Origin of the sequence: Kitasatospora sp. NPDC057512, from assembly GCF_042802135.1 — a bacterium.
Lineage (GTDB): Bacteria > Actinomycetota > Actinomycetes > Streptomycetales > Streptomycetaceae > Kitasatospora.
On record NZ_JBHVET010000808.1, the window covers coordinates 1 to 3,552 of the forward strand.

Genomic DNA, 3,552 nt, shown 5'->3' on the forward strand with positions numbered 1-3,552 from the left:
GGGCCGGGGAGGCCGGGGAGGCCGCCCCGGAGGAGGCGGAGCCCGCGCCGCGCAAGCGCGCCCCGGCGAGGAGGACCACCTCGAAGGCGGCCGCCTCCGGGAAGGCCGCCTCCGGGAAGGCCGCCGAGAAGACCTCCGCGAGGAGCCCGGCGGCGAAGAAGACCACCACCCGGAAGCCCTCGGCTCCCCGCAAGGCCTCCTGACCCCACCGGGGCCAGGCACCCCTCCCGTCCAGCCGTCCGGCATTGGAGGCGATCCCGATGGACCTGCTGACCTACAAGGAACTCGACGCCGAACTCGACGCCCGGGCCGAGGCCGACCCCGGAACCCGGCGGGCCCGGGGCTTCGGGCACCGCCTCTGGCACTGGCTGCTCAGCCTCAGCCCCACCGTGGTGACGTTCATGATCGCGCTCTCGATCGGCCTCTGCATGGTCGCGGTCCAGGTGAGCCTGCTGCCCGTGCTGGTGCCGATGGCGGTCTTCTGGGGCCTGACGCTCATCGCGATGGGCGGCGTGGTCGCCCGCTGGATGACGCCGGGGCCGGGCCGGCACCGGATGGCGTCCTGACCCGGCCGGGGCGGGTGCGGGGCCGGACGGGCGCGGGGCCGGGAGGGCTCAGCCGATCCACACCGTGGTGACGTTGCAGAACTCCCGGATCCCGTGCCCGGACAGCTCCCGCCCGAACCCGGAGCGCTTGACGCCGCCGAACGGCAGCGCCGGGTGGGAGGCCGTCATCCCGTTGAAGAACACCCCGCCGGCCTGGATGTCCCGGACGAAGCGCTCCCGCTCGGCCTCGTCGGAGGTCCAGACGTTGGCGCTCAGCCCGAACGGGGTGTCGTTGGCGACCGCCACCGCCTCGTCCAGGTCGGCCACCCGGTAGACGGTGGCGACCGGGCCGAAGGTCTCCTCCAGGTGGATCCGCATAGCCGGGGTGATGCCCGTCAGCACCGTCGGCTCGTAGAACCAGCCGGTGTCCCAGCCCTCCGGGCGCCCGCCGCCGCACTCCACCCGGGCGCCGTGCACCCGGGCGTCCTCGACCAGCTCCTCCAGGTCGTCCCGGCCCTGGCGGCTGGCCAGCGGGCCGACGTCGGTGCCCTCGTCCATCGGGTCCCCGACCTTCAGCGCGCCCATCGCCTCGGTGAAGGCGGCGGTGAAGCGGTCGTACACGTCGGTGTGCACGATGAAGCGCTTGGCGGCGATGCAGGACTGGCCGTTGTTCTGCACCCGGGCCCGGACGGCGGTGCGCACCGCGGCGTCCAGGTCGGCGCTCGGCAGCACGACGAACGGGTCGCTGCCGCCCAGTTCCAGGACGGCTCTCTTCACCTCGTCCGCCGCGGTGGCCGCGACCGCCCGCCCGGCCGGCTCGCTGCCGGTGAGGGTGACGGCGACGACCCGGCGGTCCCGGATCACGCCCTCCACCGCGCCCGAGCCGATCAGCAGGGTCTGGAAGCAGCCCTCCGGGAACCCGGCCCGCTGGAACAGCTCCTCGATCGCCAGCGCGGTGCGCGGCACGTTGGACGCGTGCTTGAGCAGGCCGACGTTGCCCGCCATCAGGGCCGGCGCGGCGAACCGGATGACCTGCCAGAGCGGAAAGTTCCACGGCATGACGGCGAGAACCGGACCGAGCGGACGATAGCGGACGTAGGCCCGGGAGGCACCGGAGTCGGCGACGTCGGCCGGGGCCGGGTGCTCGTCGGCGAGCAACTCCTCGGCGTGGTCCGCGTACCAGCGCATCGCCTTCGCGCACTTGGCGGCCTCGGCGCGGGCGGCGGCGAGCGGCTTGCCCATCTCCTCGGTCATGGTGCGGGCGACCGCCTCCTGCTCCCGGTCCAGCAGGTCGGCGGCGCGGCGCATCAGTTCGGCGCGGGCGGCGAAGGGGGTGCCGCGGTAGCTGTGGAAGGCGGCCTCGGCGCGGGCCAGCCGCCGCTCGATGCCGGCCGCGTCGAGCGGCTCGAAGGTCTGGACGGTCTCGCCGGTCGCGGGGTTGACGCTGGCGATGGGCATGCGGGGCTCCCAGGTGGGGTCACGGTCCGGTGCGTCTGCCCTCACACCCTCCCCGACCGCCCGCCTCCGGGCACGCCACCGCGCGCCCGGCGTGTCCCTCCGGGCGCGCGGCCCGCCCCGGTCACTCCGGCAGCGACTCCACCCGGGCCGCCGCCTCCCGGGCCCGGGCCCCGGCCCTGGTCCGCGCGGCCGTGACCTGCCGGCTCGGGAAGCGGTGCAGGTACTCGGCCTCCAGCTCCCCGGTGCGCAGCGTGTGCCGCTTCAGCGCCTCCTCCGAGCCGTACAGGAACGTCTCGTGCCGCGTGCGGTGCAGCTGCTCCAGCTCGTGCAGGAGCGTGTCGTTGCCCAGGGCGTGCGCGGAGATGCCCGCGGGCCGGATGTGCGGGTCGTCGGCGTGCCGCATCTCGGTGCCTCCTCGGCGGAAGTCCCCCCTCCAGGGTGCCCGCCGACCGCCGCCGCTGCACCCGGTCCGTCGGCGCGGATCATAGGATGAATCCTTCCGTACACGTTCAGGACCACCCCGCTAGCGCTCGGACACCCACATGCCGCTTCCCAAGGCCGAACTCCACCTGCACATCGAAGGCACCCTGGAGCCCGAACTCGCCTTCGAGCTCGCCGCCCGCAACGGCGTCGAGCTGCCGTACGCCGACACCGAGGCGCTGCGCGAGGCGTACTCCTTCAGCGACCTCCAGTCCTTCCTGGACCTGTACTACGCGCTGATGGCCGTGCTGCGCACCGAGGACGACTTCGCCGACCTCGCCGACGCCTACCTGGCCCGGGCCGCCGAGCAGGGCGTCCGCCACGCCGAGATCTTCTTCGACCCGCAGGCGCACACCGCGCGCGGGGTGCCGCTGGGCGTGGTGGTGGACGGGCTGACCCGCGCGCTGGAGCGGGCCGAGGAGCGGTACGGCGTCAGCACGCAGCTGATCATGTGCTTCCTGCGGGACGAGTCCGCCGAGTCCGCGCTGGAGACCTTCGAGGCCGCCCGCCCGTACTTCGGCCGGATCGCCGGCATCGGCCTGGACTCCGCCGAGGTCGGCCACCCGCCGGTGAAGTTCCGCGAGGTGTACCGCCGGGCCGCCGAGGCCGGGCTGCGCCGGGTCGCCCACGCGGGCGAGGAGGGCCCGGCCGCGTACATCACCGAGGCGCTGGACGTCCTCGGCGTGGAGCGGATCGACCACGGGCTGCGCTGCCTGGAGGACGGCGAGCTGGTCGCCCGCCTGGTGCGCGAGCAGGTCCCGCTGACCCTCTGCCCGCTCTCCAACGTCCGGCTGCGCTGCATCGACACCCTCGCCGACCACCCGCTGCGCGAGATGCTGGACGCCGGCCTGCTGGTCACCGTCAACTCCGACGACCCGGCGTACTTCGGCGGCTACGTGGAGGACAACTTCCGCGCCGTGCGCGAGGCCCTCGCCCTCGACCAGGAGACCCTGCGCCGGCTGGCCGCCAACTCCTTCCGCGCCTCCTTCGTCAGCGAGGAGCGCCGCGCCGAACTCCTCGCCGAGGTCGCGGCGTACACGTTCTGACCCGCCGGTCCGCCGCCCCCGCG

The 3,552-nt window shown here is 74.4% G+C and carries 5 protein-coding genes; 2 read left to right on the top strand and 3 right to left on the bottom strand.

Annotated features, from left to right (window positions below):
- Positions 1–193: hypothetical protein (locus ACFU6K_RS34045; protein WP_380669702.1), on the bottom strand; the 193-nt coding region annotated here is incomplete at its 3' end.
- 67 nt (positions 194–260) lie between these two features.
- Between ACFU6K_RS34045 and ACFU6K_RS34050 the strand changes: the two genes are divergently transcribed.
- A complete protein-coding gene (locus ACFU6K_RS34050; protein ID WP_380669704.1) occupies positions 261–566 on the top strand; it encodes a hypothetical protein in 306 nt (101 codons plus the stop codon).
- Positions 567–614: 48 nt separating this feature from the next.
- Here ACFU6K_RS34050 and ACFU6K_RS34055 read toward each other — a convergent pair whose 3' ends face one another.
- Positions 615–2,003 carry an NADP-dependent succinic semialdehyde dehydrogenase gene (locus ACFU6K_RS34055; protein ID WP_380669706.1) on the bottom strand — a complete coding sequence of 463 codons (1,389 nt, stop codon included), beginning with the start codon at positions 2,001–2,003 and terminating at the stop codon, positions 615–617.
- 121 nt (positions 2,004–2,124) lie between these two features.
- Positions 2,125–2,406 (bottom strand): DUF6158 family protein, encoded by a 282-nt coding sequence (locus tag ACFU6K_RS34060; RefSeq protein ID WP_380669708.1) that lies wholly within the window; start codon positions 2,404–2,406, stop codon positions 2,125–2,127.
- A gap of 139 nt (positions 2,407–2,545) precedes the next feature.
- Between ACFU6K_RS34060 and ACFU6K_RS34065 the strand changes: the two genes are divergently transcribed.
- Positions 2,546–3,529 (top strand): adenosine deaminase, encoded by a 984-nt coding sequence (locus tag ACFU6K_RS34065; RefSeq protein WP_380669710.1) that lies wholly within the window; start codon positions 2,546–2,548, stop codon positions 3,527–3,529.
- Positions 3,530–3,552 lie beyond the last annotated feature (23 nt).